The organism is Salinicola sp. MIT1003, from assembly GCF_001858555.1.
Classification (GTDB): domain Bacteria; phylum Pseudomonadota; class Gammaproteobacteria; order Pseudomonadales; family Halomonadaceae; genus Salinicola; species Salinicola salarius.
Window position 1 is genome coordinate 1 of sequence record NZ_MCAP01000037.1, and the last position, 3134, is coordinate 3134.

At 58.6% G+C, this 3134-nt stretch carries 3 protein-coding genes; all 3 read left to right on the forward strand.

All coding sequences use genetic code 11. The features are described 5' to 3' along the window. Positions 1 to 1035, forward strand: a 1035-nt coding sequence (gene egtB / locus BC443_RS13175) for an ergothioneine biosynthesis protein EgtB (protein WP_071232302.1), incomplete at its 5' end; no start/stop codon positions are given. A gap of 2 nt (positions 1036 to 1037) precedes the next feature. Continuing rightward, positions 1038 to 2000 (forward strand): L-histidine N(alpha)-methyltransferase, encoded by a 963-nt coding sequence (gene egtD, locus BC443_RS13180; RefSeq protein ID WP_071232303.1) that lies wholly within the window; start codon positions 1038 to 1040, stop codon positions 1998 to 2000. 631 nt (positions 2001 to 2631) lie between these two features. After that, positions 2632 to 3134, forward strand: a 503-nt coding sequence (locus BC443_RS19120; RefSeq protein WP_139284320.1) for a copper ion binding protein, incomplete at its 3' end; no start/stop codon positions are given.

Below are 3134 nucleotides of genomic sequence, written 5' to 3' on the forward strand. Positions count from 1 at the left end.
CATGGCACGCCGTTCCCCCGGCCCGAACGCGGCATGATCTCGCGGCCGACCGTGGACGATGTCTATCGCTATCGCGCTCACGTCGACCGGGCCATGGAAGCGCTGCTCAGCGATCCACCGCAGGAACATCTCCAGGAGATTCTCCGGCGTCTCGAGCTGGGCCTGCCACACGAACAGCAGCATCAGGAGCTGCTGCTGATGGATATCAAGCACATCCTGGCCCAGAACCCCTTGTGCCCGGTCTACCGGGACGACCTGGCGCCGACGCCTGCGCATGACGTCGCTGCGCTCGGCTGGCATGCCTACCCGGCCGGCGTCCGGTACATCGGCCATGACGACACCGAGGAGGGTTTTGCCTATGACAACGAGATGGGGCGCCACCGCCAGTTCGTCGAGGCTTTTCAGATCGCCGAGCGTCCGGTGACCAATGGCGAGTTTCTCGCGTTCATGCAGGCGGGAGGGTACGACACACCTGACTATTGGCTATCGGATGGCTGGGCGACGGTCAAGGCAGAAGGCTGGCAGGCGCCGCTCTACTGGGTCGAGCGCGACGGCGTCTGGCATCACTACACCCTGGGCGGCCTGGTACCGGTCGACATGAATGCGCCGGTCTGCCATGTCAGCTTCTTTGAGGCCGATGCCTATGCACAGTGGGCCGGCGCCCGCCTGCCCACCGAGGCCGAGTGGGAGACGGTGGCCCATGATGCCGCCATTCGGGGCAACGTCGGGCAGGGAAACTTCGTCGAGCAGGACCATCTGCAGCCGGTAGCTGCCGCCGCGACCACCGGCGCGCCGAGCCAGATGTTCGGCGATGTCTGGGAGTGGACCGGCAGCGCCTATCGCCCCTATCCGGGGTTTCGCAAGTTGCCGGGCAGCCTGGGGGAATACAACGGCAAGTTCATGTCCGGCCAGATGGTGTTGCGGGGTGGCTGCTGCGCGACGCCGGCCGATCACATTCGTGCCACCTATCGCAACTTCTTCCCGCCTCATGCCCGCTGGGCATTTTCCGGCTTCCGTCTTGCCAAGGAGAGCTGATCATGACCCTGGCCGTACAATTCCATGACATGCACACGACCCCTGCCAAAACGTCGCTTCGCGATGAGATATTGATGGGGTTCAGCGCCGACCAGAAATTCGCCTCGCCAAAGTTCTTCTACGATCAGCGGGGTTCCGAGCTGTTCGACCGTATCTGCGCACAGCCGGAGTACTATCCGACACGAACAGAGGAGCTGATCCTGGCCAACGCCGCCGATGAGATAGCGGACATCGCCGGGAGTGAGGCGACGTTGATCGAGCTCGGCAGCGGAGCAAGTCGCAAGGTACGGTTACTGCTGGAAGCCATGCGACCGTCAAGCTATCTCGGCATCGATATATCCCGAGACTTCCTGCTCGAAAGCACGCGTCGCCTGGCTGCCGACTATCCATGGCTCGAGGTGCACGCCGCCTGTGCCGACTTCTCTTGCAACATGGCCTTGCCGGAGGGGCTGTGCTGCGAACGGCCGGTCGGCTTCTTCCCGGGATCGAGCATCGGCAACTTCGACCCGCAGGCCGCCGAGGATTTCCTGCGCGGCTTGCACTCCCTGCTGCCCGTTGGCAGCGGGTTGCTGATAGGTGTCGACCTGATCAAGGACAAGACGACACTCGAAGCCGCCTACAACGATGCGGCAGGCGTGACGGCAGCTTTCAACCTGAACTTGCTGGATCGCCTGCGCGAGGAGCTGAACACCGAAATCGACCCCGGGCATTTTGCCCATCGGGCCTTCTTCAACGAGGCTCAATCCCGCATCGAGATGCACTTGGTCAGCCAGTTACCCCAGGTCGTTGCGATCGAAGGCGAACGCTTCCATTTCCTGGAGGGCGAGACGATCCATACCGAAAACTCCTACAAATATACGGTCGAGGGCTTTCAGGCACTGGCAGATCGTGCAGGATTTGAAGCGATTTCCTGCTGGACTGATACTCAAGGCTTGTTTAGCGTGCACTATCTGGGTCGTGCCTAAAAAAGAAGTGGGATTCACTAAAGTATTTGAGGCTTTATGTCATTTTTAATTGGATAAAGTTGAGCGGGAATTCGTTAAGATAATTACAATAATTTCGATGCGCAGCGAGATTAATCCAGTACGACTGGCGAGTAATACCATCGATTCCGTACCCAGATATGCATCATTAAGGTTCAACTTTCGGCGGAGCGGGGGCTTTGGGCAAACTGCCCTCTGACTTTCACGCACCGCTACGCTCCGTTCGAAACCGTTCGACCCAGCGTCTCAAGGGCTGGCACGGATATTGACGGCTTGAGCGGCTTCCGCGATCAAATACCCCTAGTCGAGTACGAGCCCGCCAAACTCAGGGGGAAATATGCCGCTATCTTGCCATGGATCAACTCGTGCAGGATGGCGAATGCCACTTTTATACGGATGTCGATTTCATCGGATCACAACAATAGGGGCATTTTTAGCTTAAAGAGCGAGCGATTACACGATCCGCAGGCCATCGCTAAACAGGACAACGAACATGGCAGCTAACCAGCAGCCCGCCTCGCATGCCTCCTTACCAGTAAGACGATGCGGTTTGACTCTATAGCCACTAGAAGGTTTAGAGTTTGAGCAGAGAAATTGAACTAGGTAACTTTTCATGCCAGCTACACATACCGAAGCATCCGGTAACACATACCAGTGGACCGTTCAAGGCATGGACTGTCCAAGCTGTGCCGGTAAGATCCGTGGTGCGGTGGAACGCTTGAAAGGCGTTTCCGACGTTCAGGTTTCGGTGATGAAGGAGACGCTGAGGCTTGGGCTGGACACGCAACAAACCTCGATGGAGCGTGTCGCGAAGACCGTCGAGCGACTTGGCTATTCCGTCCAATTCATGCCTGATTCTGATACTGCCAGTCCAGAAAACTCATCCGAATGTCATTCACCTTGCTGTGACGGTAACGCTCAAGACAACGACGCGGAAACGGTGACGGTACCTGATCGGGCCGACGCCGAGAGCACGCTCAGCTGGAAGGTCGGCGGCATGGACTGCGCCAGTTGCGCGGCGAAAATTCGTGGCGGTGTGGAGAACCTGCCGGGAGTCTCCGACGTCAAAGTGTCGGTCATGAACGAGACGCTCACGCTGAAGCTCGACGAACAGCA

What these genes read in the sequence shown, in the direction of transcription:
- egtD (WP_071232303.1), top strand. Translation starts at nt 1,038, where the DNA reads ATGACCCTGGCCGTACAATTCCATGACATGCACACGACCCCTGCCAAA.